24 protein-coding genes are annotated in these 25007 nt (G+C 70.1%); 10 read left to right on the top strand and 14 right to left on the bottom strand.

Features of this window, described 5'->3' with window-relative positions:
- Positions 1 to 129 precede the first annotated feature (129 nt).
- Together KLI87_RS30100 and KLI87_RS30095 are read right to left on the bottom strand one after the other, a co-directional pair.
- Positions 130 to 1350, bottom strand: coding sequence for an FAD-dependent monooxygenase (locus KLI87_RS30100; protein WP_214619752.1), 1221 nt, complete (start codon positions 1348 to 1350; stop codon positions 130 to 132).
- On the bottom strand, positions 1347 to 2729 hold the full coding sequence (locus KLI87_RS30095) for an MFS transporter (protein WP_214619750.1): 1383 nt from the start codon (positions 2727 to 2729) through the stop codon (positions 1347 to 1349). Before KLI87_RS30095 ends, KLI87_RS30100 begins: the two co-directional genes overlap by 4 nt.
- A 329-nt stretch (positions 2730 to 3058) precedes the next feature.
- Here KLI87_RS30095 and KLI87_RS30090 point away from each other — a divergent pair, with 329 nt between their 5' ends.
- Positions 3059 to 3715: an SIMPL domain-containing protein gene (locus KLI87_RS30090; RefSeq protein WP_214619749.1), complete on the top strand. Its 657-nt coding sequence runs from the start codon at positions 3059 to 3061 to the stop codon at positions 3713 to 3715.
- A gap of 31 nt (positions 3716 to 3746) precedes the next feature.
- Here the strand turns inward: KLI87_RS30090 and KLI87_RS30085 are convergent, their stop codons facing one another.
- The 6 genes from KLI87_RS30085 to KLI87_RS30060 form a co-directional block, all read right to left on the bottom strand.
- Positions 3747 to 5063: a retropepsin-like aspartic protease gene (locus KLI87_RS30085; protein ID WP_214619747.1), complete on the bottom strand. Its 1317-nt coding sequence runs from the start codon at positions 5061 to 5063 to the stop codon at positions 3747 to 3749.
- A 5-nt stretch (positions 5064 to 5068) separates the two neighbouring features.
- A complete protein-coding gene (locus KLI87_RS30080; protein WP_214619746.1) occupies positions 5069 to 6079 on the bottom strand; it encodes a retropepsin-like aspartic protease in 1011 nt (336 codons plus the stop codon).
- Between the two features lie 216 nt (positions 6080 to 6295).
- On the bottom strand, positions 6296 to 7486 hold the full coding sequence (locus KLI87_RS30075) for an aspartyl protease family protein (protein WP_214619744.1): 1191 nt from the start codon (positions 7484 to 7486) through the stop codon (positions 6296 to 6298).
- Positions 7487 to 7885: 399 nt separating this feature from the next.
- A complete protein-coding gene (locus KLI87_RS30070) occupies positions 7886 to 8821 on the bottom strand; it encodes a LysR family transcriptional regulator (protein ID WP_214619743.1) in 936 nt (311 codons plus the stop codon).
- Between the two features lie 72 nt (positions 8822 to 8893).
- Positions 8894 to 9826, bottom strand: coding sequence for a DMT family transporter (locus tag KLI87_RS30065; RefSeq protein ID WP_214619741.1), 933 nt, complete (start codon positions 9824 to 9826; stop codon positions 8894 to 8896).
- Positions 9827 to 10071: 245 nt separating this feature from the next.
- Positions 10072 to 10524 carry a VOC family protein gene (locus tag KLI87_RS30060; protein ID WP_214619740.1) on the bottom strand — a complete coding sequence of 151 codons (453 nt, stop codon included), beginning with the start codon at positions 10522 to 10524 and terminating at the stop codon, positions 10072 to 10074.
- A gap of 93 nt (positions 10525 to 10617) precedes the next feature.
- Between KLI87_RS30060 and KLI87_RS30055 the strand changes: the two genes are divergently transcribed.
- Positions 10618 to 11646 carry a YafY family protein gene (locus KLI87_RS30055; protein ID WP_156218546.1) on the top strand — a complete coding sequence of 343 codons (1029 nt, stop codon included), beginning with the start codon at positions 10618 to 10620 and terminating at the stop codon, positions 11644 to 11646.
- Here KLI87_RS30055 and KLI87_RS30050 read toward each other — a convergent pair.
- The 4 genes from KLI87_RS30050 to KLI87_RS30040 form a co-directional block, all read right to left on the bottom strand.
- The gene (locus KLI87_RS30050) at positions 11622 to 12401 is read right to left on the bottom strand and encodes a sulfite exporter TauE/SafE family protein (protein ID WP_308166309.1); all 780 of its coding nucleotides are present in this window, start codon (positions 12399 to 12401) and stop codon (positions 11622 to 11624) included. The two genes, KLI87_RS30055 and KLI87_RS30050, sit on opposite strands and share 25 nt — an antisense overlap.
- A 134-nt stretch (positions 12402 to 12535) precedes the next feature.
- Positions 12536 to 12820, bottom strand: a complete 285-nt coding sequence (locus tag KLI87_RS41925) for a hypothetical protein (protein ID WP_374225491.1) — start codon at positions 12818 to 12820, stop codon at positions 12536 to 12538.
- A gap of 186 nt (positions 12821 to 13006) precedes the next feature.
- Positions 13007 to 14317: a hypothetical protein gene (locus tag KLI87_RS30045; RefSeq protein ID WP_214619738.1), complete on the bottom strand. Its 1311-nt coding sequence runs from the start codon at positions 14315 to 14317 to the stop codon at positions 13007 to 13009.
- A gap of 241 nt (positions 14318 to 14558) precedes the next feature.
- Entirely contained in the window at positions 14559 to 15650 is a 1092-nt protein-coding gene (locus KLI87_RS30040) for a hypothetical protein (RefSeq protein WP_214619737.1), read from the bottom strand.
- A 189-nt stretch (positions 15651 to 15839) separates the two neighbouring features.
- Between KLI87_RS30040 and KLI87_RS30035 the strand changes: the two genes are divergently transcribed.
- Positions 15840 to 16388: a hypothetical protein gene (locus KLI87_RS30035; RefSeq protein WP_214619735.1), complete on the top strand. Its 549-nt coding sequence runs from the start codon at positions 15840 to 15842 to the stop codon at positions 16386 to 16388.
- Positions 16389 to 16399: 11 nt separating this feature from the next.
- Here the strand turns inward: KLI87_RS30035 and KLI87_RS30030 are convergent, their stop codons facing one another.
- Together KLI87_RS30030 and KLI87_RS30025 are read right to left on the bottom strand one after the other, a co-directional pair.
- A complete protein-coding gene (locus KLI87_RS30030; protein ID WP_308166308.1) occupies positions 16400 to 17203 on the bottom strand; it encodes an SAM-dependent methyltransferase in 804 nt (267 codons plus the stop codon).
- A 104-nt stretch (positions 17204 to 17307) separates the two neighbouring features.
- Entirely contained in the window at positions 17308 to 17970 is a 663-nt protein-coding gene (locus tag KLI87_RS30025) for a FadR/GntR family transcriptional regulator (RefSeq protein WP_214619734.1), read from the bottom strand.
- A gap of 212 nt (positions 17971 to 18182) precedes the next feature.
- On the opposite strand from KLI87_RS30025, the gene KLI87_RS30020 reads away from it, so the two are divergent.
- From KLI87_RS30020 to KLI87_RS29990, 7 genes are all read left to right on the top strand, one after another.
- Positions 18183 to 19265 carry a sugar phosphate isomerase/epimerase gene (locus tag KLI87_RS30020; RefSeq protein ID WP_214619733.1) on the top strand — a complete coding sequence of 361 codons (1083 nt, stop codon included), beginning with the start codon at positions 18183 to 18185 and terminating at the stop codon, positions 19263 to 19265.
- Positions 19262 to 20368, top strand: coding sequence for a sugar phosphate isomerase/epimerase (locus tag KLI87_RS30015; protein WP_214619731.1), 1107 nt, complete (start codon positions 19262 to 19264; stop codon positions 20366 to 20368). The genes KLI87_RS30020 and KLI87_RS30015 overlap by 4 nt, the downstream gene beginning before the upstream one ends.
- Positions 20356 to 21555 (top strand): Xaa-Pro peptidase family protein, encoded by a 1200-nt coding sequence (locus KLI87_RS30010; protein WP_173390855.1) that lies wholly within the window; start codon positions 20356 to 20358, stop codon positions 21553 to 21555. The genes KLI87_RS30015 and KLI87_RS30010 overlap by 13 nt, the downstream gene beginning before the upstream one ends.
- A gap of 116 nt (positions 21556 to 21671) precedes the next feature.
- Entirely contained in the window at positions 21672 to 22667 is a 996-nt protein-coding gene (locus KLI87_RS30005; RefSeq protein WP_214619730.1) for an ABC transporter substrate-binding protein, read from the top strand.
- Positions 22664 to 23494: an ABC transporter ATP-binding protein gene (locus KLI87_RS30000; protein ID WP_308166307.1), complete on the top strand. Its 831-nt coding sequence runs from the start codon at positions 22664 to 22666 to the stop codon at positions 23492 to 23494. Before KLI87_RS30005 ends, KLI87_RS30000 begins: the two co-directional genes overlap by 4 nt.
- On the top strand, positions 23491 to 24237 hold the full coding sequence (locus KLI87_RS29995; protein ID WP_214619729.1) for an ABC transporter permease: 747 nt from the start codon (positions 23491 to 23493) through the stop codon (positions 24235 to 24237). The genes KLI87_RS30000 and KLI87_RS29995 overlap by 4 nt, the downstream gene beginning before the upstream one ends.
- 10 nt (positions 24238 to 24247) lie before the next feature.
- Positions 24248 to 25003, top strand: coding sequence for an ABC transporter permease (locus tag KLI87_RS29990; RefSeq protein ID WP_214619728.1), 756 nt, complete (start codon positions 24248 to 24250; stop codon positions 25001 to 25003).
- The last annotated feature ends 4 nt before the right edge of the window (positions 25004 to 25007 follow it).

Here is a 25007-nt window from a genome sequence, read left to right as displayed (position 1 = left end):
AGCGCACGTCACGACCAGAAGAGCCTCTGGTGTCCGGCGGTCGCAGTGGTGGTGCTGGATCCGCGAGGAATACCGCGACTCGTCGAGACCGTCCGAGACACCGCCGACCGCCAGCACGCCACCGAGGGATCAGGGTGTCGGGGTGAATTCGGGCAGTGTGAGGGCTGAATGGGCCGGTGGCGCCGTTCGCGCGGGCATCGTGACGAGGTCGCGCAGCCTGGCGTTGCGTTGTTCCAGGGCCTGCGCCGTGGTGGGGAACAGCGTGGCCGCGCCGTTGTCGACCAGGGCCTGGTTCATGGTGACGAACTCGCGGAGGCCGTGTTCGTAGGCGGCGAAGGCGGTGGTGTGGTCCCGGTTCGCGGCCAGGGCGCAGGCGAGCGTGTAGGCGCCGACCAGCGCGAGGCTCGTGCCCTGTCCGGTGAGGAAAGACGGTGCGTACGCGGCGTCACCGACGAGTGCGACGCGGCCCTTGGACCACTGGGGCATCCGGATCTGGGCGGCGGTGTCGAAGAACAGGTCATCGGCATCGCGCATGGCGTCCACCATGCCGGGGACCTTCCAACCCGCGCCCGCGAAGGCCGTCGCGACCAGGTCCCGTCGGGCGTCGGGGGTCCGGAGGGCGTCGGACGGCGGCTCTGGGCGATGGAAGTTCAAGAAGGCGTGCACTTCGTCGTCGCCGACGGCGTAGAGGGCCGCGGCCTTTCCGGGGCTGTTCCACAGCATGATTTCCCGGGAGAGCCCGAAGGTGTTCGGCATGGTGAAGATGGCGAAGCAGTAGCCGAGGTAGCGGTGGAACCGTTCTTCGGGGCCGAACGGAATTCGCCGGGTATGTGAGTGCATGCCGTCGGCGCCGAGTACCAGGTCGAACGTCCGCTGTTCGCCGCTCCGGAAAGTGACCTCGACCTCTTGGGCGGACTGGTCGAGGGTGTCGATGGAGTCGTCGAACAGAAGCTCCACGTCGTCGCGGACCACGGCGTAGAGGATCGTGGCGAGATCGCCTCGGGTCACCTCGACGTCCTGTCCCTCGGCACTGCCGGCGATGGCGTGCGGGACGACCGAGGCCAATACGCTGCCGTCGGGGTTGAGGAAGGTGCAGCGACGTGTGTCGATGTGCGCCTCACGTAGCCGGGGCAGGATGCCCATCCGCCTGGCGACCTCCGTCGCGGTGCCTCGGATGTCGATCGGGTAACCGCCGTCGCGCGGTCCCTGTGCCTTCTCCACCACGGTGACCGCGAATCCGGAACGGTGCAGCCAGTACGCGAGCGCGGGTCCGGCGACACCGGCACCGGAGATCAGGACTCTGCGTTCGGCGGTGGCGGTCGCACCCCTCGACGAACCGGCAGATGTCATGTCCGGGCTCCCTTCTTCGTGATGAGGACAACGAGCAGCGGCAACGCCGCGACGAGACCGGCGACGGCGAAACCTGTGACGAAAGCCGACTCGGTCGGCCGCCCCGTCATCGGATCGTCATCGGCGGCGAGGATCGCGCCGCCGATCTGGGCGCCGAGGGCGACCCCGATCACGCGTGTCACCACGAGCAGGCTGGTGGCGATGCCGGTGTCCTTGGGCTCGACGGCGGTGGCGGTGCCTGCGAGCAGCGCGGTGGTTCCGGCGCCCGTGGCGAGCGCGACCAGCACCTTCGCGAGCACCGGTTGCCATTCGGCGTCGTGCAGGGAAGCGAGGGCGACCATCGTCGCCGTCGTGACCACGGCGCCCGCGATGACCACGGGACGCGGGCCGAAACGCCGCGCCGCGATTCCGCCGACCGAGTCGCTCACCGCCCCGGCGATGGCGCCGGGCAGCAGGAGGAGTCCGATGGCGGTGGTATCGGCTCCGAAGCCGTATCCGTCGCCCGACACCGCGAACAACTGCGGGAGCAGGATGAGCACCATCCCGAAGCCGGTGGTCATGACGAAGGTGAACAGACATGAAGTCCAGATCGCGGGCTTCGCCAGCATGCGGAGATCGACCATGGGCGAGGAGGCCCGGCGTTCCACGACGACCCAACCGGTCCCGAACGCGATCACGGCGACCACGATCAGGCCGACTGCCGATCGCGACGCGTCGGCGTCCGTCATCGTCACGAGCCCGAGCATGAACACGAGCAACGTGCCGCTCAGCAGGACCACGCCCGGCCAGTCGAGCCTGTCGCCCGACCGGACCGGCGGATCGTGCGGCATCAGCCGGATCACCGCCGATGTCGACGCGATGACCGCGATCGTCGGCAGCGCGAACATCCAATGCCAGGACAGTCCCTCGGCGAGCGGGCCCGCGAACAGCGTTCCCACCATTCCGCCCGCCGTGAACAGCGCGGCGACCAGCCCGATCGCCACCTGCGACCGCCCGGCCGGGAGATGCTTGCGCACCAGGATGAATGAGAGGGGCAGCACACCCACCATGACGCCCTGCAAAACCTGGCCGAGCAGCAACACCGGCAGGCTCGGTGCCAGGCCGGCCAGAAGCCCGCCGGCCGAGACCACGGCCATCAACCAGACCAGCACGCGCTTTCCGCCGTAACGGTCGCCGAGTTTGCCCGCGACGGGTGTGACGACCGCGCCGGTGATGAGTAAGGTGTTGCCGATCAAAGCGCCTTCGGCGGGGCTGACGTCCAGTTCACGTTGCAGCAGTGGGAGCGAGGGCTCCACCACCGATTGCAGGGAGCCGAGAGCGAGCGCGAGAACGCCAAGGGCACCGATCGAAAGTCCTCCGACGCGGGCAGGGGAACTCACGGACTCGGGCGTAGATGTTCCGTTCATCGCCACAGGCCACTGACATTTCGGCGCCGGTGCTTCCATCGCCCGGTCCGGGAAGGAACCGTCGTCATACGCTGATCACTCCGTACGCTGTGAGGTGGGAGAACACGCGTGAGATTCGCATGCCTCCAACACTTCCCTCTTGGCGTGGTGCGGGGCATCGTCGCCGGCCATCGACTTCTGCTGGTGCGGCGGGACTAGGCCGCGTGGTTGGTCTGGTGCTCCCGCACCAGAACAACGTGGATCGCAGACGCCATCAACCGCGCTTGCGCAGTTGTCCGAGCTTCATATCTCTGATCCTGACGATGGAGGCCACCGTGCTCAACGACCCGAAGATCTCTGAACCCTGGGGTGTGGCGACGTTCGGCGCCGCCACCATCGCGGCCGAGCCCGACTTCGCGCGAGTGAAGGTCGAACTCGCCTGCATAGAACAGTCCCCTGCCGAGGCGTTCCAGGCGGCGCAGAGAGTGATCACTGCTTTCCGTGCCGTGCTGCGCTCGCATCAGATTCCGGACGCGGGTGTCGCGCCGTCCCACCTCAAGCTCGCCACGCACTACGAATACAGCCCCCCCCTTGAGACGCGCAGAAAGGCCGGTTTCAAATGCGAGGCCGAATACGAGATCGAGACAGCGGCGATCGAATCGCTACAGCAGCTGATGACCGAGATCGTCGACGCCGGAGTTGATCGAATCAACGGGATCGAGTTCGACGTCCGGACCAAACGGGCCCTCCGCGCACAGGCACGCCGGGACGCTGTCGGCGCGGCCCGCGCCAAGGCCGAACTCTACGCCGAAGCAGCGGGGATCGAGCTCGGCAGGGTCCTGCACATCGAGGACGTTGATCCCGAACGCCTGAAGACCTACAGCCACGGCGGAGTCAGCGGCGGTGTCGAGGAGGACTTCGCACCTGGCCAGATCGTGGTCACCGCCGCCGTCGCGATGGGTTTCGCGATCGACGGCTGAACAACACGGAGAGCCATCCGTATCCGGCCGGCTATTTGTGGGAAACGTAGAGGTGCATATTGGCGTAGTCGAAGGTGAGGGCGAAGGGCTTCAGGAATTCAAGGGTGAAGTTGCCCAGCGTCTGGAACCTGATACGTTCATCGAACAGCGGCTGTTTGAGTGCGAACCCGTAGAGGTTCCGTGCCGTCATCCTTCCGATGCTCGGCCTCTGCACGATGAACGGCGTGGCATCCTCTTTGGCGCCGTACACGTTCGGCCGCTTGTGATCCATGCGTATATCCGCCCGTTCGGCTATCGCCTCGGTCGTGATGACGGACACCGCGCCCGCCGCCCCTTCGACTCCGGTGTCGAGGGTGACGACCTTCGGCCCGTGGTCGTTGAGACCTCCCAGCGTGCAGGGAAGGCGGGCGTCGGCCAGCCACAACGGCAGGCGATCGGCTCCGGCGCGCCTGGCCTCGGCTCGGAACTCGTTCAGCTGCGCTCCGGTCTTCCGCCGCAACGTGAGGGCCCTGTTGCCGAAGTCCACCGTCGCCAGGAAATGGTAGAGGAGCGACGTGCCGAGGGTGCCCGCCGGCTGCCGCTGCCCCAGGGGATGGGGCTGCTCGCCGTCGTGCCAGACGACCGGGACGTTGCGCAGTTCGATGCCGCCGAATTGCAGGGATCCCACCACGCCGTGATGCATGGTGACCGCCTGATAGCCGACGGTCTCGATGCTGGTGGCCACCGCGCGCAGCCCGGCCTTCTCGGCCGTGTCCATCGTGAACGCCAAGGGTGCCCCGGTGGCGAGGATGAACTGTGCGGCCGGGGCCCCGTTCACCGAGACCTCCACCAGAGGCATGGGGTTGAGGGCGGTGAACGCGAGCCGTGTGCTCTGGGCGCCGCGTACCTCGTACGGTGTGCCGGACAGGCTGGCGTACTGTTCGGCATACGCCTCCTTGCCGGCCGCCCGCAGTAGCGGCACCGCCTGCGCGAAGCGGTCCTGCCGCACATGGCAGTCCGCGAGCCGCTCTTTCGAGAACGTGTCGCCGGGCTCCAGGCCCACCGCCTTTGTCAGGAACTTCTCGGCATCGGTGAATCTGTTGGACAACAGTGCGATATAGCCTCGCTGTGCATGGACATGCGCGTTGTCAGGGTCACCGCACAGAATCCGCGCGTAGCCTCGGTCTGCCTCTTCGAACCTGCCCGCACGGAAGAGCCGATCAGCATGCGATCCTGTGGCGGCGTCCTCCGGCCCCCATGTGGCTGCTCCGGCTCGCTGGGCGTCCAGGAGCGGAAGGGCGGTGGCGGCGCCGACGGTCAGCCCGGCCTGGCGGAGGAAGCTCCGCCGGTCGGTGTTGCTTTCGCTCATTGTTGTCAGCCTCCCGTGATGTAGAGGTCCATTTCGACATAGTCGAATGCGACGGCGAGGGTCTTGAAGAACTCCTGCGAGAAGTTGCCGATCGGCTCGAATCCAAGGCGGTCGTCGAGCCCCGACTTTCGGACGGCGACGCCGTAGGCGTTCCGTGAGACCGCGCGTCCCAGGCTCACCACGGGGGCGACGAAGGGGTAGGTCTCGTCCGCTCCGGCGAAGGTGACCGGACGGCCGTAGTCCAGCCGCACACCCGCCAGCTCGGCCGTCTTCTCGTCGGTGCCGACCTGGATGGCCCCCTCGACCCCGGTGTCGAGACCGACCAGTCCGGGGCCATAGCCGTTGACGCTGCCCAGCGTGTGGGGCATGTGGGTGTCCGCGAGCCAAAGCGGCAGGCGTTCGGCGCCCGCCCGCTTCGCCTCGACGCGGAACGCTTGTCGCTGTGCCGCCGTCTTCCGCCGCAGGATCAGTGCCTGGTTCGCGAAATCCATCGTGGCCAGGAAATGGTAGAAGACCGTGGTCCCGATGACGCCTTCGGGCTGGCCGACCCCGAGGGCGTGCGGCATCTCGGCGTTATGCCACACCGCCGGGACGTTGCGGAGCTCCATGTCGCCCATTCGCAACGAGTCGACGATGCCGTGGTAGATGGTGAAGGTCTCCTGAGGGTTCCGGCCCTTGCTGGTCGACACCGCGCGCAGACCGGCCTTCTTCGCCGTCTCCGTCGTGAGGGCCAGCGGCGCACCGGTGTCGAGACCGAACGTCCCCGACTCGACCCCGTTCACCGCGGCCTCGATGGTGGGCCCCGGGTTGAGCGCCGTGAAGGGAATCCGTGTGCGCTGCGGACCGTGTACCTCGTTCGGTGTGCCGGTCACGCTCTCGTACTGCCTGGCGTAGCCTTCGAGACCGGCGGCTCTCAGCAGCGGCGCCGCCCGGGTGAGCTGGTCCTGCCGCACGTAGCAGTCGGCGAGCTGCCGCTTCGAGAACGCGTCGGCGGGCGCCAGGTCGACCGCCTTCATCAGGAACCTCTCGGCGTCGGCGAACCTGTTGGACAGCAGCGCGATATAGCCTCGCTGCGCGTTGGCGCGCGGATCGTTCGGCGCTCGTTCAAGAATCCTCGCGTAGCCCTCGTCGGCTTTCTCGAACCTTCCGGTCTTGAACAGCTCGTCAGGACTTTCGCCGGGAGTTCCGACGTCCATGGAGTGGCCTCACCTTCAGTTGGGCAGCTTGCACGGCTACCTGCTCGATATGTAGAGGTTCATCCCGGCGTAATCGAAAGTGATGCTGAACTCCTTGAAGAATTCTTGCGAGAAGTTTCCGATCGTCTCGAAGCCGAATCGCTCGTCGAACCCGAAGTTCTCGGAGACCCATCCGTATACATCTCGTGCGACGGCGTTCCCCACGCCTGCCTTCGGCGCCACGAAGGGGTAGGTGGCTTCCGCCGTGGCGAACACTGCGGGGCGGTCATGGTCGGGCCGCAGGCCCGCGCGCTCGGCCACCTCGGGTCTCGTGCCGACTTGGATGGCTCCTTCGGCGCCGAGGTCGACGGAGGCGACCTTCGGCCCGTAGCCGTTCAGACTCCCCAACGTGCAGGGGAAGTGGGTGTTCACCAGCCACAACGGCAGGCGGTCGGCGCCTGCCCGCTCGGCTTCGGAGCGGAACGCCCTGAGCTGCGCCTTGGTCTTCCGGCGCAGGACGAGCGCGTTGTTCGGAAAATCTATCGTGGTAAGAAAATGATAGAAGATGGTCGTTCCGAAGGCGCCGTTCGGTTGCGGGACGCCCAGGGGGTGCGGCATCTCGGCCTTATGCCACAGGACCGGGACGTTGCGCAGCTCGAACTCCCCGACCCTGAACGAATCGACGATGCCGTGATAGATGGTGAAGGTCTCTTGGGGGTTCCTGCCGGTACTGGTGGCCACCGCGCGGAGACCGGCCTTCTCCGCCGTCTCCATCGTGAGCGCCAGCGATGCGTAGGTGTCGATGGTGAACGCCACCGGTTCGGCCCCGTTCACCGATGCCCTGACCAGGGGGATGGGATACCGAAAGTCGATGGGGAGGCGTGTCGATCGGGGTCCGCGTATCTCGAACGGCGTCCCGGTCACGCTCTCGTACTGCTTGGCCGCTGCCTCGCGTCCGGCCGCGCGCAGTAGCGGCACGGCCCGGCCCAGCTGGTCCTGCCGCACGAAACAGTCCGCCAGCCGCTCCTTCGAGGCGTTGTCGCCGGGTGCCAGGTCGATGGCCCTGGTCAGAAACCTTTCGGCGTCGGCGAAGCCGTTGGACAGAAGAGCGATGTAGCCGCGCTGCGCATACGCATGCGCGTTGTCCGGATCGCCCTCAAGTACCTGCTCGTAACCCCGGTCGGCCTCCTTGAACCTGCCGGCCTTGAAGAGTTCGTCGGGGGTGCCGCTCGGCCCAGCGAATGCCATGACGAGGTCTCGCCTTCTGTGTCACATACCCGCCGGCGGAAGGTGGCGGTGCCGCTGCGACCGGGGTCGCCCCGGCGCGGGGACCAGGTAACAGCACCCAGTGTTTCCACCGCATAAGCGCGCCATGGACCTACGCGCTGAATTCCACTGACCAGTGAGTCGAGACGCCGTCGGGCTCCGGAGGGTGGGCCCTCAGGGGGCGGACGGGAATGGCGGCCTGCCGAAAAGACAGGGGTGATGTCTCCGCCTTGTGAGGTGCGCGGACTTCGCCTCGCGGTCCGCACCTGATGTCGCTGCCGATCATCGCTGCCCCGGATGCGGTTCTCCCGGTCTCGGGGAACGCCGGGAGGGCTCCCCGAGGGCGCGCAGATCTGGTCAGGCGTCCTCTGATGTCGGCGGTCAGCCGGACGGTGTGTCGTCAGGGGCGGGGGGCGGGTCGCGGAGCAGGTCCAGGACGCGCCGCAGGTCAGGGTGCTTTCCGGTTCCCGCGCGGCTCACGGTGAAGATGGTGCGGGATACCGGATGGAGCAGCGGGTGGAGGCTGAGGGACGCGGCGGTGTCCGGCAGCGCCATCCGGGGGACGAGGGCGGCGCCCGCTCCCGCCGCCACCAGGGCCGTCAGCACGGAGAAGTCGCTGCTGCGGGTCCTGATGTCGGGGACGAAACCGGCCGCGCCGCAGGCACGTTGGATCATCTCGTAGCAGGAGGTCTCCGGGCCTGGGGTCAGCCACGGCAGATGTGACGTCCGGGACAGGTCCGCTGGCTGCCCGGTGGTCAGTCCCAGTGCCTCGGCCTGGCGGGGATGGAGGGCGAGCAGTACCGGTTCCTCCATGAGGACGGTCTGTTCGCACGCGGCGGGGAAGCTGCGCGGCAGCACGGTGTAGCTGTGGACGAGGGCGAGGTCGGTGGAGCGCTTGCGCAGCTCGTCCAGGGCCTGGTCGGGTTCCTGGACGGACAGCCGCAGCGACAGGGCCGACGCGGCGTCGGTGCCGGCGAGGCGTTGCCACAGGGGAGCCACGAGTGCGCGGGCCGCGGAGGCGAAGGCGGTGATCCGCACGATGCCGTGCCGACCGCTCTGCAGGGCGGCCAGGCCGGATTCGGCTGCCGCGAGTTCCGCCAGGATGATCTCGGCGTGGGCCACCAGCAGTTCCCCGGCCGCGGTCAGCCGCAGTGTGCGTCCGTGCTTCTCCACCACGGGCATGCCGGCCTCCTTCTGCAGGGCGGCGAGGTGCTGGGAGACGGCCGGCGGGGTCAGGTGCAGGGCCTCCGCGGTGGCCGCGACGGTCCCGTAGGCGGCGAGGTGCTGGAGGATGCGCAGGCGGCGTACGTCTAGCACGGACGACTCCTTGCCCGGTTCGAGCTGCGGGTTGTTCGCGAGCGCCTAGAGAATGCCATGTGACCGGCGCTTTCACCGCGTCGATACGGGGTGCTCCGAGGTGGCCTTGTGCGCGTCCTCGGGGGCGGAGGGGGGCTGTGCCCGCTTGCGCCGGTTGATCAGGATCACTCCGGCGACGGTGACCGCGCCGCCCACCAGCTCGATGGGGTGGGGCACCTCGCCCAGCCAGATGAGGGAGATGACCAGGGCCACCGGCGGCACCAGGTACAGGGCGGCCGTGGACGCCGCGAGCGGCAGGCGGGCGACGGCGTAGGCCCAGATGACGAAGCCGAGCGCGGAGGGGAGCAGCCCCAGGTAGGCGGCGGAGGCCAGCGCGTCGGCCGGGGCGTCCAGGGTCGCGTGCCAGGTGGCGGGGATCAGCGGCAGAGCGAAGAGGGTGCCCGCGACCATCGCGTAGGTGGCGACCTCCAGGCCGGTGTAGCGGCGCAGCAGGGGTTTGGTGGCGAAGTGGTACACCCCCTGGACGACGGCGGCGGCCAGGACGATGAGAGCGGAGACGGTGAAACCGTCGGTGCCCGCGGCGAGGCTGACGATGGCCGCGCCGGCGATCGCGACGACGCTGCCGAGGGTGATGTCGCGGCTCAGCCCCTCTTGGAGGAAGAAGCTTCCCAGCAGCACGCTGAAGACGGGCGCGATCGCGATCAGCAGGCTCGCCGTCCCGGCCGCCACCTCGACCTCGCCCCAGTTGAGCAGGATCTGGTAGGCGGTCATGCCGGTGGCCCCGCACAAGGCGACCATGGGAAGGTCGCGACGCCGGGGCAGCCGGACCTTCGCCAGCGGCGCCACCAGCAGCAGCGCGACGGCCGCGATCGCGATCCGCAGGAACGACAGCGCCGCCACGCCCAGGCCGTCGATACCGACCCGGATGGCGGGGAAGGCCGAGGCCCACAGCACCACGGTGCCGGTCAGAGCAAGGATGTGGGGGGAGAGGATGCGCGCGAACATCCGTCCAGCATCCCCACCTGGGATGGAAAGTTCCATTTAGTATTTATGGGCGAACACTTCAGTCGTACTTATCGGTGGGGATCGTGCGCTCACTTCCGCCGGGCCACGGGGAGGCGCGGACGGCCCTCGTCACTGCGTCCATAGGCCGGCGTGACGTTCGGCTACGTCCGAGATGGGCCGGTGTCGCGCTGGTGGACGATGCCCGCGCTCTCCCCGTGGCCGTTGCGCGCCGGGTCGCGGCCGCGTCAGTAGGCGGCTGCGACGTCGAGGATCCAGGTGACGCCGAAGCGGTCGGTGAGCATGCCGAACGCGGGAGCCCAGGGTGCGGGCCCGTAGGCCTCGATGACGTGGGCGCCGACCGAGAGGCCCTCCCAAAGGGCGCCGACCTCGTCGACCGTCTCGCCGCGGACGGACAGGAAGAACTTCTCGGTGGTGATCGTCATCCCGTTCTCACGCGTGGTCCTTCCCGCCGGCGTGGGCTCGCCGCGGCCGGGGACGTCGTAGGCCATCACCTGGAAGCCGCTGTCGCCGACGACCTGGCCGAAGACGACGTCGCCGCTGCCCGGCACGTCCTCGGGCATGCCGAAGTCGCCGTAGGTGGCGATGGTGACCTTCCCGCCGAAGACCGACTGGTAGAACTCCAGCGCCTCGCGGGCCTGGCCGTGGAAGTTCAGGTGGGCGGTCGTGGTGAACGACATGGTTGCTCCTCTACGAATGACTTCGGAACCGTCTGCGGAGTGTCACACCAGTAGCGGACAGGGAATGTCCTCTTCTGCGGTTACGGTCAGGTCATGCCGACCAGTTCCGCGTCATCGACGTCCCGCCGCCTGTTGTCGCTCCTGTCACTCCTGCAAGCCCGCCGGGACTGGCCGGGGGAGCTCCTCGCCGAGCGGCTGCAGGTCAGCGCCCGTACCGTGCGGCGTGATGTGGACCGGCTCCGCGACCTCGGCTATCCCGTCCGCGCGATCAAGGGGCCGGACGGCGGCTACCGGCTCGACGCCGGTGCTCATCTGCCGCCGCTGCTGTTCGACGACGATCAGGTCGTGGCATTGGCGATCGCGCTGCGCGGTGCCCCGCAGTTGGGTGCGGGCATCGACGATGCCGCCGCCCAGGCGCTCACCACGATCAGCCAGGTCATGCCCGCCAGGCTCCGGGCCCGGCTGGACGCCTTCGAACCGACGGTCGTCGCTCCCGCGCCGCGCGAGGGTGACGGCCCGGCGAGGGCGGCCGTGCTCCTCGCCATCGCCGCCGCCCTCAACGCGCGGGAGGAGTTGCGGTTCGACTACGCCTCATCAGGCCGTACCGGCGGCCAGGACGATCCGGTGCCGCGCAGCGTGCAGCCCCACCACCTGCTGGCGCGCCTGGGACGCTGGTACCTGATCGCGTGGGTACCGGCCCGCGACGACTGGCGTGTCTACCGCGTCGACCGGATCACGCCGCGCACTCCGAACGGACCCCGGTTCGTCCCGCGCCGGCTTCCCGGCGACGACCCCGCGGCATTTCTGGCGGCCAGGTTCAAAGGATCCGACGGGACTGCCGACCGATGGCCCTGCCAAGGGGAAGTGATCGTGCACTTGCCCGCTGCGGAGGTGGTGCCGTTCGCGCGCGACGGCACCGTCACCGCCCTGGGTGACGACCGCTGCCGGGTTCGGCTCGGCGCCTGGTCGTGGCCCGGCCTGGCCGCGAGCCTCGCCCGATTCGACGCGAGCATCGAAGTCATCGGTCCCTCCGAGCTGCGCACGGCGTTCGCCGACCTCGCCCGCCGCGCCGCCGCAGCCGCCGACGGCGGCGCCGATCAGGTGAGCGTTTGGAGGAGGTAGAGCGCCGCCAGCGCGGTGGCCAGAAGGCCCAGTGTGAGGCGTAGGGCGGTCTCGGGAAGCCGGGGTTGCAGGACCGCGCCGAGATATCCGCCGGCCAGACCTCCGAGGCCGCAGGTCAGGCCGAGGGACCAGTCGGGAGCGATGTCGCCGGGGGCGGTGCGGGAGAGCACGGCGTAGGTCGCGGCGCCGGTCGCCGAGGTCAGGAAGGTCGAAGCCAGCGCGGCCGGGGCGACCTGGGCGACGGGCATGCCGCGGCCGACCAGGATGGGCCCGAGGATGGAGCCGCCGCCGATGCCGTAGACGCCGCCGACGGTGCCGACCGCCAGTGCGAGCGCGGTGATGAAGCGGGTGGACGGCTGGCCGGACGGGTGGTGGCGTGGCCGCACGGTCCGGGCGCACAGCCACAGCCCGAGCGGCAGCAGCAACAGGCCGACCAGGACGCGGAAGACCGACGGTCCCGGGACGGCGAAGACCCGGATGACCGCGCCGGCGACGACGCCGGGGAGCGTCCCGGCGATCAGCAGCCGGGTCAGCGGGCCGCCCAGACCGCCCTCGCGGTGGTAGCGGGCCAGGGCGCCGGGACCGGAGACCACGTTGAACAGCAGGTTGGTCGGGGTGACCGCGGGACTGGGGACGCCCAGCAGGCTGAGCTGGACCGGAAGCAGGAACACCGCTCCGGACACCCCGACCGGAGCCGTCACCATCGCGATCAACGCTCCAGCGGCCAGGCCGAGCAGTTCGACCTGCCCGATCACGTCCTCAACTCCGGCATCATCCGGGAAAGCATGCCGTACCGGCCATCTCGGACGTTGACCGCGTCCCGGTGCTCTCGGCGCTGCGCCGCTAGCACCTCCAGAGCGCGGACGCCGTATGCGCCCAGATCATGCAGTCATGCCAGATGTCGTCGTCCGGGTCGGACGTGGTCCAGGTACGGCAGTGGTGGGGCATACGTTCTTCGTATTGGTACTCGGCTCGATCGGCCAGGCTCAGCGAGGGGGAGTTGTCGGGTCGGCCTCAGCCAGATCCGGTTTATGCCCAGTTCGTTGTGCGTCCAGCGGGTCAACGTGTTGATATCGCGCAGGGCCAATCCTCGGCGACGGCTTTCCGGCCGCACCCAGTGGGCGAGTTCGGCGCTGTCCGGACCGTTGATCATCAGCCCCAGGGCGCCGAGCAGGCGGTCGTCCTGAGTGCTCCGTAGGACGCCTGACGTCCCGCGGCTGGATCCCGGTCGTGCAGTGCCCCACGCGCGTCCTGCGGCGTGTAGGGCTCGGCGGGGTGCCGCCCCCCGAGGGCCCGAGCCGTCTCAGTCCTGGTGGCCTCGACCACAAGGGTGAGTCGGCATCGGGCGGTGCCGGGATCGCTATTTCCAGCGGACCGCGATGCTCTGATCGGACGCGGTGGACGCTTCGCCGACCACCTCACCGGCATTATTGATCGCCGTCGCCTCGCTGTACCGGCCGCCTGGCAATTGCGGCAGCGGCACGATGCGCCACCCGCCCTTCCTCCGCTTCCACAGGACCGCGCCACGGTCCTCGGGAGTGCTCGTCGCCGAGATGCCGACGATGGTGCCGGCGTTGTTGATGCCGTTCGCGACGCTGTAGTCGCTGCCGCCGGGGAGAACGCCGAGGTCGGTGGGCGCGGAGGCGCCGGGGCTCCACAGCGTCGCGTGAATGGCGTATATGGGAGGAGGGCCGGGCCTGGACTGCGCATAGCCGACGATCAGACCCTTGTCATTGATGCCCCCGGAGTTGCTGCGCGGGCCTCCGTCGGGCAGCGGCGGGAGCAGGGTGACCGTGGTGGCCCCTGCGGGCCAGGTTCCGGCATTGACGAAATTTCCGGTGCCCACCGTGAAGGTCCTGCCGATCACGACGCCGTCGTCGTTGATCGCGTCGGCGGCGGTCGACCCCCGCGGAGATGTCGTGCCGAGGTCGATGATCGTGCCGTCCGGCTGCCATTTCACCGCGTGGTAGATCTTGGGCCGGATCGGCACCTCGCCGACCACGCTTCCCTCGTCGTTGATTCCGAATGCGTAGCTGGCGGTGCGGCCGGGGAGCGTGCCGAGGTCGGTAATGGCTCCGTTTGGAGCCCAGCGTACGGCGCGTTCGCTACCGTCGGCATTGTCCGCGTAGCCGACGGTGTCGCCATGCTCGTTGATTCCGTAGGCGTAGCTGTGGGCTCCCCCGGGAAGGGTGCCGAGGTCGGTGACGCGGCCGCGGCGGTTCCAGCGGATGGCGTGGTTCTCGCCGTTGCCCGTGTCGCCGTAGCCGACGATGACCCCGCGGTCGTTGACGGCGGTCGCCCGGCTGGTCGTCCCGCCCGGTAGCAGGTCGAGCCTGATGATGGCCCGTTCGGACGAGGTGGCAGCGCTCGCGTCCACCGCCGGTTCGGCCATTGTTAACGCGACGGCGGTGAGCCCGGCCAGGAACACGGTTTTCGATCTTTGAAGATCCACCATGCGGTCATTACAGCATGACTGGATCAATTTGCAACCGGGTGATCTTGGCAAGTTGTGGCGGCCGCTCGGGGGTGTGGCAAGAATTCGGATATCGGTCACTGTGGCGCGGCGGGTAATGGCGGTGCCTAACTCAATTCGGTGCAGGTCGACGAAGGCTGTGGCGCGACTCTCGGGCCCAGGGGCGGAACGTTCTTGTGCGGCCTTGATTTCGGACACGGGTTTGTTTCATCCGAAAAGTGTCCGCTGGCGACCGTCTTCAAAATTGACCTAGTGCAATTCGCGCGGGAGCAGGATGAGTCTCCTTCGGCGGGAAGATCCTCCAGATAGCTGATTGTCGCGGTGTACCCGATGTGCTACGGACTGGCTGCGCGGTGGTGGAAGATCCCGCACGGTCAGGGTCGAACTGAAAAGGGGCGTACGCCGGCCACCCGGGAGGAGCCGGGCCTGCCGCGAAATGCTATTGCCAGCGGACCGCGACTCTCTGGCCGGACGCGGTGACCGCCTCGCCGACCACCACGCCGAGATCGTTGATCGCCGTCGCCTCGCTCTCGTGGCCACCCGCCAGTTGCGGCAGCGATTCGATGAGCCAACCGTCGCTGCTCCACTTCCACAGCACCGCGTCGCGTTCACCGTGGGTACTCGTCGCCGAGGAGCCGACGATGTCGTTCGCGGCGTTGATATCGTTCGCAGCGCTGAAATTTCCCGCGCCAGGCAGACCGCCGAGGTCGAGGGGCGCGGAGGCGCCAGGGCTCCACAGGGTCGCGTGCACGGGGTTCTTCTGGGGAGTGCTGGGCTTGACCTCCGCATAGCCGACGATCAGGCCCTTCTCGTTGACGCCCATGGCAGTGCTGCGCGGGCCGCCGTCGGGCAGTAGGGGAAGCATGATGAAAGTGTCGGCCCCCGCAGGCCAGGTAACGGCTTCTTGGTAGTGCCCTCCGCCCGGTGAGTAGGTCCTGCCTACCGCGACATCGTGATTGTTTATCGCGCTGGGGGAGGTCGACGACCGTGAGGACTTTGTTCCGATGTCGATGACGGTGCCGTCCGGCCGCCATTTCACCGCATGGAAGGTCTTGGAGCGGATCGGCACCTCGCCGACCACGCTTCCCTCGTCGTTGATGCCATAGGCGCGGGCGTTGAAGCCGCCGGGGAGGGTGCCGAGATCGGTGATGGTTCCGTCCGGAGCCCAGCGAACGGCGCGCTCGCCGGCGGGGGTGTCCGCGTAGCCGACGGTGTCGCCATGGTCGTTGATTCCGTAGGCGTAGCTGAGGGTGCTGCCGGGAAGGGCGCCGAGTTCGGTGACGCGCCCGTCGGGGCTCCACCGGACGGCGTGGTTCTCGCCGCTCGCCGTGTCGCCGTAGCCGACGATGACCCCGCGGTCGTTGACGGCGGTCGCCCGGCTGGTCGTCCCGCCCGGCAGCAGGTCGAGGCTGACGATGGTCCGTTCGGTCCAGGGGGCCGCGCTCGCGGGCACCGGCGCTCCGACCATTGTTAACGCGACGGTGGCGAGCCCGGCCAGGAACACGGTTTTCGATCTTTGAAGATCCACCATGCGGTCATTACAGCATGACTGGATCAATTTGCAACCGGGTGATTCTGATTGGGGAGGTCCTTCGATGTTTTAGGGGCAGCCGGAAGCCGGGCGTTAGTTGCGAAGGCTCCCGGGTGCCGGCCGCGGGCAGGTGGCGCGGGTTTCGGAAAATGGGTTGGCGCATGTTGTGGGCGGTGCGAAAATCTGTCCATGGATAGGCCGGATTTTCTGGAGTTCGATTACCTGCGGGAGATCGAGAGACTGGCCGGCGCCGTTGTCGCCGCAGCCGACACCGGAGTCGGGGATGGTGGTGAAGCGAATGGAACGTTGCGATCCGGTATCGACGCGCTCGCCCGCGTCCTGCGCTATTACCACTTTCCGCTGGACGGATGCCTGGACGAGGAGGCGGATCGCCGCCGGGTCAGGCTGGCGGGGGCTGCGATCATCCGTCCCGACGCCATGCCGATCGGGATGAGCTGTACCTATCAGGCGGCGTGCAAACGACTCGGCGTGGAAGCGCGGCCGGAAGGGTGGGCTCTGTGGAACACCTGGGGTGAGGGTGAGCTGAGGGTCACCATGGTCGTGGCGGCGGTGGAGGCCACGGAGGGCTTGTTCATGAACTGGGCCAAAGGGAGGGACCTGCTCCCCGTCATGCCGCTGCCCTCCCAGGTCGCCCAGGTCATCGCGGGCTGGATCGAGCCGCCCACGTTCTCGCCTTACGGCAGGAGGAGGTTGGGGCTCGACGGGGACGCTCTCTGACCCGTGCGGGCTCAGCGTTTGATGGCTATGCCGCCGTGGATGGTTATCTGGTCGTCGGCCAGGGCGGAGGACTCCTCGTCGGGGTGCCAGCGGTGGACGGGGACGACGCCCGGGTCCAGGATCTCCAGGCCGTTGAAGAAGGTTTCCACGACTTCCTTGGTGCGGGCCACCGTGGGGATTCCGTGGGCGTTGTAGGCGGCCACGCCCGCCTTCACCACCTCGGGGTTGTTGTCGAAGGTGGTGGTGGACAGGGCCAGGATGCTGCCCGGGGCCAGGGGGGCCATGAGGTGGTCGATGATGCGGCGCACTTCGGCGTCGTCGACGATGAAGTGCAGGATCGCGATGAGGCTCAGCGCGACGGGCCGGCTCAGGTCGAGGTACTCGCGCAGTTGGGTGGAGCCCAGGATCGCGTCCGGGTCCCGGAAGTCGGCGTCGAGGTAGCCCGTCTTGCCCTCGCGGGAGCTGGTGAGCAGGGCGCGGGCGTGGACGAGCACGATGGGGTCGTTGTCGACGTAGACGATCCGCGACTCGGGGGCGACGGACTGGACGACCTCGTGCAGGTTCGGGGTGGTGGGGAGGCCGGTCCCGATGTCGAGGAACTGCCGGATGCCGTGGTCGGCGGCGAGGTGGTGGGCCATCCTGGCCATGAACCTGCGGTTGGCCCGCATGCCGATCGGGAGGACGGTCCAGTCCTTGACGATGTTCGCCGCCGCCGCCCGGTCGGCGGGGTAGTTGTCCTTGCCGCCGAGTAGATAGTCATAGATTCGGGCCGAATGCGGGATATCGGTCTGGAGGTCCAATTCGCGGTCGGTCACATCGGTCCCCTGATCGTCGGACGGCCGGTAGTTGATCTACCTTAAGCGTTTTCGCTCATCGGGGGCGGATAGCGGATCATTTTGCCCATCGGGCAATCACGGTGTCAGCCGAGGAGGTCGCGGAGGAAGTCGCGGTAGTCCTCGTGCAGGTCGTGGCATGCCTGGCGGGCCAGGTCGAACTCGCCGCGCAGGACGCCGTCGGCCAGGACGCGGTGGCGCTCCAGGGTGGCCTCGTCCATGGTCGTGCCGTTGGGGCTGATCCTGATCACGGTCGTGATCTCGCTGGTCAGGTCCTCCCAGAGGCGGACGGCGGTCGAGGAGCGCGCGGTCGCGACGATCGCGCGGTGGAAGCGGTGGTCGGCGCGGGTCGCCTGGGTGCCGTTCGCGACGCAGCGTTCGAGTTCGGCGAGGGCGGCGCGGAGTTCGGCGGCCTCCGGGCCGCCCGGGTCGCGGCGGGACGCGACGCCGAGCACCCCGCACTCGATCACCTCGCGCATCACGGTCACGTCGATGAGGGAGCGCTGGGCGTCCTCGGACTGGACCGCGACGTCCTTGTCGGTCACGAAGGCGCCGCGCCCGACCTGGATGTCGACCAGGCCGAGGGAGCTCAGCATGCCGAGCGCCTCGCGGACCACCGGGCGGGAGACGCCGAACGCCTCCGACAGCCGCCGCTCCGAGGGGAGCCGCTCGCCGGGGCCGTAGCGGCGGGCCCGGATGTCCTGGAGGAGCTGGTCGGCGACGCGGGAGCGCTGGGTTCCGGCGCTCATCGGGGGCCGCCGGGACGCGCGGGCGCGCGCCGGAGGTCGGGGGCGTCGCTCCTGCGGCGCGTCATCACTTCGGCTCCTTCGCTCACTGCCGCCCTGTCCGGGTGGCGCACGTGCAACATACCGGCCGCGTCTGGACAGGAGCGGGAGGCGTTGCTACATTCCCGGCAACTGGTAAGACCAGTAATACCAGATGAGGGAGGGGGTGCTTGCCGGTGGGTGAGGGTGAGCTCGGCCCGGAGGCCGCCTGGGCGCCGCGCGTCGGGGTCGACGGGCGCAAGTTCCCGGGCGCGGCGCGGGGCGGGTGCCATGACACGCTCATCCGGGCCCGCGCGGCGGGGTTCGACGGGGTCTTCTTCCGCACCGTGCTCGACATGAGCCCGCGCCTGGACGACGGCGAGCTGAGGGAGATCCGCGAGCACGCCGACGACCTCGGCATGTACGTCGAGGCGGGGCTCGGCAAGGTCAACCCGTTCGCCACGCCGGAGGCGCCCGAGCTGAGGGCGGCGGGCGGCGGCGACATCCTGCTCGGTTTCCGCCGCATGATGGAGGCCGCCGCGCGGATCGGGTGCGTGGAGCTGTGGGCGGCCACGACCAACTACCAGCTCGGCTACCCCGGCAGGTTCGTCTGGGACCGGTTCCGCACCGACGTGGCCTGGTCGGAGCAGCTCGCGGCGACGCGCCGCTTCCTGGAGCGGCTGCGTCCGATCGCCCTGGACCTCGGCGTGCACGTCAACCTGGAGACGCACGAGGAGATCACCTCGTTCGAGCTGGTCGCGCTGGTCGAGGCCGTCGGCCCGGACGTGCTGGGCATCGTCTTCGACACGGCGAACCCGTTGCAGCGGCTGGAGCATCCGCGGTTCACGACCGAGCGGGTCGCGCCGTATGTGCGGCAGACCCAGCTCAAGGACTGCGCGCTGACGCCGGTGGAGGGCGGCTACCGGTTCGACCTGACGTCCTGCGGGGACGGCGTGGTCGATTTCGACCACGTGCTCTCGACGCTGGCGCGCACCGCCCCGGCGGTCAACCTGACGATCGAGAACCAGGAGTCGCGGGACGACTTTCCCGGCCCGGCGCCGGTCACGGTGCTGCCGATCCGCGATCCGGAGTTCGTCGCGTCGCATTCCGACCTGACCGTTCCCGAGTTCGCGGCGTTCACCTCCCTGGTCCACGAATGCGGGCCCCGGCCCGCGATACCGGCCCGTTTCGGTCATGAGGAGGCGATGGACGCCGTGCTGCGCAGCCGCGACCACATCAGGCGATCGGCCGCGTCCCGTCCGATGGCGGTGCCGGCGTGACGGCGGCGCCGACGCGGGTCGGGATCGACGGGCGCAAGGTCCCCGGCGCCACGGGACGCCCGGCCATCGAGCGCCTCGACCTGGCCAAGGAGCTGGGCCTGGACGGCGTCTTCTACCGGACGGTCTTCGACATGGACCCGGGCCTGGACGCCGGGCGCCTGGCCGAGCACCGCCGGCGCGCGGACCAGCTCGGGCTCTACCTTGAGGCCGGAATCGGAAACGTCAACCCCTACGCGATGGCCGAGCATCCGCATTTGCGGAAGGCCGGTGACGGGGACACCGTGCTCGGTTTCCGGCACGCGATCAGGGCGGCGGCCGAAATCGGGTGCCGGGAACTGTGGGTCGTCACCGGCGGTTTCAAGAACTTCCCCGGCCGGTTCGCCTACGACCGTTTCCGCACCGACGTCGACTGGTCCGCGCAGTTGGAGGAGACCGCGCGTTTCCTCGAACTGCTCGCGCCGATCTGCCGGGAGCACGGCGTCCACCTCAACCTGGAGACGCACGAGGAGATCACCTCGTTCGAGCTGGTCCGGCTGGTCGAGCGCGTCGGCCCGGACGTCCTCGGCATCACCTTCGACACCACGAACCTGCTCCAGCGCGGGGAGCATCCGCTGGAGAGCGCCCGGCGGGTGGCGCCCTACGTGCGGCAGACCCACGTCAAGGACTGCCTCCTCGGCATCGGCGAGGACGGGATCCGCTACCAGCTCCGGCCCGTGGGCTCCGGCGTGCTCGACATGGCGGGGCTCCTCGGGGTGCTGCGGGACGCGGGGGCCCGGCCCAACCTGAGCCTGGAGACCCTCACCTCGGCGGCCGAGTCCGGCGGGGGCGAGGACGGCCTCCACCCCTACCTGCGCCCCCTGACGATCGAGCTGTACGACCCGGTCTGGCATGCCATGCACCCGGATCTGAACTCCGTCGAGCTGACCGCGACGGTCCGGCTCGCGGTGGAGGGAGAGCGGAGGGTGGCCGAGGGCGGCGCCGAGTCCATGGCCGCATTCGCCGGACGCCCCTTCTCCCATGCCGACGCGGTCGCGTTCGTCCAGGCCGGAGCCGCGCACCTGCGCTCGCTGGAGTCCGGATGGAGCCCGCCATGCGAGGGGTAGCGGCGGGGCGGCTGCCCGCGCGGTGGGAGGAGTTGTGGCGGCGGGTCGACGACGAGGCGCTCGACGCGATCGTGGTCCTCGGCGCGCCGGGCGCGCTCGGGCCGACCGCTGACTCGCCCGGAAACGTGCGGTTCCTGACCGGCTGGGCGCCGCCCCTCGGCCCCTCCGGTGTCGTGCTCCGCCGTGGCGAGCGGCCGGTCGTGCTCGCCGTCGGGCCGCACGACGCCAGGGGCTTCCGCGCCCGGCTGGGCGACGCGGCGGACGTCTGGCAGGTGGCGGGGCCGTCGGCGCTCGCCGAGATGGTGCCGCCCCTGTCGCGCGTCGGCGTCGCCGGGCTGGCGGAGCTGCCCGCCTCGCTGGCGGACGCGCTGCGCGGCCGATGGCGCGAGCCGCATCCGATCGACGCGCACCTCCACGCCATGAGGGCGCTGCACTACGCCGACTTCGCCGACCTCGCGCGGGCCGCCGCGGCGGTCTCGGACGCGATGGTGGAGCGGGTCCTCGCCACGGCGGCGGAGCGTCCGGTGACCGGCGCGGAGCTGATGGTGGCGGCCGAGCGGGAGGGGCGCTCGCTCGGCGCCGAGTCCGCTGGGTGCTGGATCGCGACCGGCCCGGCGCCGTCCACGACCTACTTCGAGCAGCGGGAGCTGCGGGACGTCCTCGAAAAGGGCGACCGGCTCCAGATCGGGACCACCGTCCGCTACGAGGGCTTCTACGGGCAGAGCCTCAGGACCGCCGTGGTGGGCGCTCCCTCGGCGCTGCTGGAGGAGCACAACCACCGCCTGCTCGCCATGCAGGACGAGATCGCCGCGCTGATGCGCCCCGGCGTCCCGCTCGCGGACGTCGCCGCCCGCATGGACGAACTCGTCGGCGCCGCGTGCCCTTACCCGGCGAAGGCGGACCCGTTCCGGTTCCAGTTCTGCCACGGCCTCGGGCTCAGCTACTCCGAGCCCGCGATGCGCGCCGTCAGCGGCGCGGGCCAGGCCGACCCGCGGTTCGCGGGGGCGGTGCTGGCCGAGGGGATGGTGGTGGAGGTCCACCCGAACTACTCCGTGCCGGACCTCGGCCATGTGTGCGCCGGGGACATGGCCCAGGTGACCCCGGCCGGAGCGGTCTGGCTCACCTCGTCGGCCCGCGGCCTCGCCCGCCTCGGCGACGGTCCCGGCCGGTCCCGCCCCAACTCATGAAGGGTGCCACCGTGATGGAACAACCCCGGTTCACCGATCCTCCAGCCGGCGCGACGCGGGGGCGGGGATCCCCTTCCCGCCGGCGGTTCCTCAAGGCCGTGGCGGCGGGATCCCTGGTGGCCGGCGCCGCGGCCTGCGGGGGCGGTGCGGCGGCCGGAAGCGGGTCCAAGTCCCGGCTCAGGGTCGCCCTCGGGTGGGTCACCAACATCGAGTTCGCCGGGTTCTGGCTCGCGGTCGAACGCGGCTACTACCGCGACGAGGGCCTCGACGTCACGTTCAAGGGCGGCGGGACGAACGCGCCGCTGCCGCACGTCCAACTCGCGTCCGGCGCGGCCGACCTCGCGGTCGACCCGAACATGCGCCAGGTGCTGGAGGTGATCGGACGGGGCAACGACCTGGTGCTGCTCGGCGCGCAGTTCCAGACCGACCCGAACGGGCTGCTGTCGCTGTCCAAGCGCCCGCTGACCGGGCCGCGCGACCTGCCCGGACGGCGGATCCTCAGCCAGCAGGGCACCCAGCCGGTGCTGGAGGGCCTCTACCGGGCCAACCACCTCAGGCCCGACTTCCGGTTCGTGCCGACGGGGTTCGATCCCGGCGCGCTGATGCAGGGCAAGGGCGACGCCTACAACTGCTTCGTGACGAACCAGCCGATCACGCTGGAGACCAGGTTCGGCCTGCGGCGCGGCTCCGGCTACGAGGTCGTGACCTACGGCGCGCTGGGCTGCCCCGCGTACGCGAGCGTCATCTCCTGCAAGCGGGCGATGGCGGCCCAGCACCGGGACGCCGTCGTCAAGTTCATGCGGGCGTCCGCGCGCGGCTGGCAGGACAACCTGGCCGACCCCGGGGCGGCGGTCGAGGTCGTGATGGACAAGTACGGGCTCGACCTCGGGCTCGACCGGAGGCAGCAGACCCGCCAGAACGAACTCCAGACGCCGCTGACCGCGAGCGCGCTGACCAGGGCCAAGGGGATGCTGCGCATGGACCCGCAGGTCATGGCCTCCACGATGTACCCGTGGCTGCGGCTGGCGGGGGCGGCGAACCTGCCGGACGTGCGCAAGGTCGTCGACACCTCCGTCCTGGACGAGGTGTTCAAGAACGGCGCGCGGCTGTGAGCGGCGCGGTGGTCGACAACGGGCGGCCGTCCAGGGGCACGGACGCGGGACACGCGGCGGTCGAGCTGCGCGGGGTCGTCAAGGAGTTCCCGCTGTCGCGGCGGCGCGAGCCCCTGCGCGCGCTGGACGGGGTCGACCTGACCATCGCGCACGGCGAGTTCGTCGCGCTTCTCGGCCCCTCGGGCTGCGGCAAGTCCACGGTGCTGCGGATGATCGCCGGGCTGGAGGCGCCGACGGCGGGCTCGGTCGAGGTGGCGGGCGGCGCGCCGGCGGCGCTGATCGAGCGGCACCGCCTCGGCGTCGCCTTCCAGGACTCGGCGCTGCTGCCGTGGGCGACCGCCTGGGACAACGTCGCGCTGCCGTTCCGGCTGGCCGGGCGCCCCGTCCCCGAGGAGCGGGTCCGCGCGCTGCTGGAGACGGTCGGGCTGGAGGGGTTCGCGCGGGCGCGCCCGAAGCAGCTGTCCGGCGGGATGCGGCAGCGGATCTCGATCGCGCGGGCCATGGCGCTGGAACCCGACGTGCTGCTGCTGGACGAGCCGTTCGGCGCCCTGGACGCCGTCACCCGCCGCAGGCTCAACCTGGAACTCGGGGCGGTGTGGGCGCGGCTGCGCACCACGACCGTGCTGGTGACCCACGACGTCGCGGAGGCCGTCCAACTCGCCGACCGGGTCGTCGTGATGACCGGGCGGCCCGGAGCGCTCGCGCATGTCGAGCCGGTGTCGGCGCCGCGTCCGCGCGGGGAGGACTTCACCCGGGGGCACGCGTTCCACGAGGTCGTCGACCGGCTCGTCGCGCTGCTCGACGACCCCTCGGGCGGGCGGCGATGACCGGCGCGCGGCGGCTCGGGACCGGCGTCCTCGGCGTCGGCGTGCTGCTGGGCGTGCTGGAGCTGGTCGGGCGGACGGGGGCGGCGGGCGACACGTGGCCGCCGCTGTCGTCGGTCCTGTCCTACGGCGCCGGCGAGCCGGGGCGGGTGATCCTCGCCCGCGCGACGCGGGCGACCGTGGCCGAGGCCGCCACCGGGCTGCTCGCCGGGGTCCTCGCGGGCGTGGCCGCCACCGGGATCGGCCTGGTCGTCCCGTGGCTGCGGGCCGGGATGAGCCAGCTCGCCGTCCTGCTCAGCACCGTGCCGCTGATCGCGCTCGGCCCTGTGCTGGTCACCACCGTCGGCAACGAGCGGACGCCGCCGGTGATCGCGGCGCTCGGCGCGGGGTTCGCGGTGTTCGTCGCGATGTCCTCGGCGTTCTCCGCGCCGCGCACGAACCTGGACGACGTGTTCGAGGTGCTCGGCGCCTCGCGGGCGAGCACGCTCGCGCGGCTGCGCGCGCCCGCCGCCGTCCCGGCGTTCTTCGACGGGCTCGCGCTCGCCGCCCCGGCGGCGCTGCTCGGCGCGGTCGTCGGGGAGTGGTTCGGGGCGCCGCGCGGCATCGGCGTCCTGCTGGTCAGCTCGATGCAGAACTTCGCGGTCGTCCAGCTGTGGGCGGCGGCGCTGTGCGTCTCGCTCGTGTCCCTGGCCGCCTACGGGACGCTGACCGGGGTCCGCCGGGCCTCGGTCCGCCGGTTCACCTGAAGGGGTGCCCGTGAACGAAGCGCGTTTCCTCAACCGGTTCCTCCAGGTCGCGTGGCCGTCCGCGCTGCTTGTCGGCGGATGGGCGGTGTGGGTGCGGGCCAACGGCTACACCGACCTCGTCGCGCCGATGCCGCAGAGTGTGGCCGCCGACGTCCTCACCCACCCCGGGGCCTACCTCGGGCCGGTGCTCACCACGACCTGGACGGCGCTCGCGGGCCTGGTCGCCGGGACGCTCCTCGGCGGCGTGCTCGCGGTCGCGGTCTGGTCGTCCCGGCTGCTGACCGCCGTGCTGACCCCGGCGGCGGTGCTGATGCGCTCGGTGCCGGTGGTCGCGATCGTCCCGGTCATGATCGGGCTGTTCGGGACGGGCCGCCCGGCGGTGGTCGCGATCACCGTGGTGGTGACGTTCTTCCCGGCGTTCAGCCTGGTCGCCTCGGGGCTCCGGGCGCCCTCGGCGAGCACGCGGGACGTCTTCACGGTGCTCGGCGCGTCCAAGCCCGCGACGCTGGCCCGGCTGCTGATCCCCTACGCGGTGCCGAACGCGCTGGTGGCGGTGCGGATCGCGGCTCCCAGCACGATCCTGTCGGCGATGCTGGCGGAGTTCCTCATCGGCAAGAGCGGCCTGGGCTTCATGTTCGTCGACTCGGTGTCGTACTCGCACTACGCGCGGGCGTGGGGGACCGGGGTGGTCGCCGCGGCGCTCGCCGTCGCCTCGTTCGTCGCCGCGACCCGGCTGGAGCGCCGGACCCTGGAGCGGGTGAGCTGACCCC

The sequence above is a fragment of the Actinomadura sp. NEAU-AAG7 genome, assembly GCF_018603865.1.
In the GTDB taxonomy this organism is placed as follows: Bacteria; Actinomycetota; Actinomycetes; order Streptosporangiales; family Streptosporangiaceae; genus Spirillospora; species Spirillospora litoris.
This window is presented reverse-complemented; position numbering and strand designations above follow the sequence as displayed.

Excerpts from the sequence above, each read along its gene's own strand:
- KLI87_RS30100 (WP_214619752.1), bottom strand. The coding sequence starts at position 1,350 with ATGACATCTGCCGGTTCGTCGAGGGGTGCGACCGCCACCGCCGAACGC.
- KLI87_RS30090 (WP_214619749.1), top strand. The coding sequence starts at position 3,059 with ATGGAGGCCACCGTGCTCAACGACCCGAAGATCTCTGAACCCTGGGGT.
- KLI87_RS30085 (WP_214619747.1), bottom strand. The coding sequence starts at position 5,063 with ATGAGCGAAAGCAACACCGACCGGCGGAGCTTCCTCCGCCAGGCCGGG.
- KLI87_RS30080 (WP_214619746.1), bottom strand. The coding sequence starts at position 6,079 with ATGAAGGCGGTCGACCTGGCGCCCGCCGACGCGTTCTCGAAGCGGCAG.
- KLI87_RS30075 (WP_214619744.1), bottom strand. The coding sequence starts at position 7,486 with ATGGCATTCGCTGGGCCGAGCGGCACCCCCGACGAACTCTTCAAGGCC.
- KLI87_RS30065 (WP_214619741.1), bottom strand. The coding sequence starts at position 9,826 with ATGTTCGCGCGCATCCTCTCCCCCCACATCCTTGCTCTGACCGGCACC.
- KLI87_RS30060 (WP_214619740.1), bottom strand. The coding sequence starts at position 10,524 with ATGTCGTTCACCACGACCGCCCACCTGAACTTCCACGGCCAGGCCCGC.
- KLI87_RS30055 (WP_156218546.1), top strand. The coding sequence starts at position 10,618 with ATGCCGACCAGTTCCGCGTCATCGACGTCCCGCCGCCTGTTGTCGCTC.
- KLI87_RS30040 (WP_214619737.1), bottom strand. The coding sequence starts at position 15,650 with ATGGTGGATCTTCAAAGATCGAAAACCGTGTTCCTGGCCGGGCTCGCC.
- KLI87_RS30035 (WP_214619735.1), top strand. The coding sequence starts at position 15,840 with ATGGATAGGCCGGATTTTCTGGAGTTCGATTACCTGCGGGAGATCGAG.
- KLI87_RS30025 (WP_214619734.1), bottom strand. The coding sequence starts at position 17,970 with ATGAGCGCCGGAACCCAGCGCTCCCGCGTCGCCGACCAGCTCCTCCAG.
- KLI87_RS30010 (WP_173390855.1), top strand. The coding sequence starts at position 20,356 with ATGCGAGGGGTAGCGGCGGGGCGGCTGCCCGCGCGGTGGGAGGAGTTG.
- KLI87_RS29995 (WP_214619729.1), top strand. The coding sequence starts at position 23,491 with ATGACCGGCGCGCGGCGGCTCGGGACCGGCGTCCTCGGCGTCGGCGTG.